Source organism: Campylobacter sp. CNRCH_2014_2849, assembly GCF_025772845.1.
Taxonomy (GTDB): domain Bacteria; phylum Campylobacterota; class Campylobacteria; order Campylobacterales; family Campylobacteraceae; genus Campylobacter_D; species Campylobacter_D lari_D.
Genome location: NZ_JAKMSW010000048.1, coordinates 1 through 884, shown reverse-complemented (window position 1 = coordinate 884; position 884 = coordinate 1). Strand labels below are relative to the sequence as shown.

The 884-nt window shown below is 23.2% G+C and carries 1 pseudogene; it reads left to right on the top strand.

The window, feature by feature from the left end:
- Positions 1–884 (top strand): annotated as a pseudogene (locus L8X33_RS08630) (hypothetical protein); the annotation flags it as partial.

Sequence of the window (884 nt, the reverse complement as noted above, 5' to 3'; positions counted from 1 at the left end):
AATGCTAATAGTATAGTTTTAGATAATGTAAAATCAGGTAGAAATCTCACTGCTATTATAGAAGCTGATAATTTAGAAAAAAACACTATAAAATATAATATGGTGCAATCTTTATCTAATGCTTCTAATATAGATAAAGGTTCTAAAATCATTTTAAGAGCTAATGAAAATGCTAATGATAATACTTTAAATATTAAAGATTATTCAAGTGCAGCTAGTTCTAATGTATATATTATTAATGCAAAAAATGAAAGCGCTAATAATACTTTTATCTTTGATAATTTAGCCCTAGGTACAGCTTCTGATAAAAGAGAAGGGGAAATAATAATTAGTGCAGGTATAGCTAAGAATACTCATGATAATTATACTCATATAAATAATTTAAATATAGATGAGTATAAAAACAACAAAGCTATATTTATAAGCGCTTCTGGTGTATATAGTGAAAATGATAAAAGCTATAATAATACTTTATATCTAAGTGGTAATACTAATATTTTTAACAATACCAATATAGAAGTATTAGCAGGAAGCTTTTTGCAAACTAAAAAAGATAATAACTTTGTATCAAAAGTTCTAACACATAAAAATGGTACTAATAATCATTTAATATTAAATACAAATATAAAAGCAAATACTATTAATAACTTTGATCATTATAGCTTTATCTTAAAAGATGATACTAAAGCTTATTTAAATGCTAAAGAAGTGATTCATCTTTCTAAAGATAGTTCTATTAATGTATATATCAACAATAATGTAAAAAATAAAAGCTTTATTTTAATGCAAAGTGAAAAAGGCTTTGTAGATGCAAATAATAAACACTTAAATCAAAAAGACTTACAAAGCTTATTAGAAACTATCACTAAAAACAATCAAAGCTT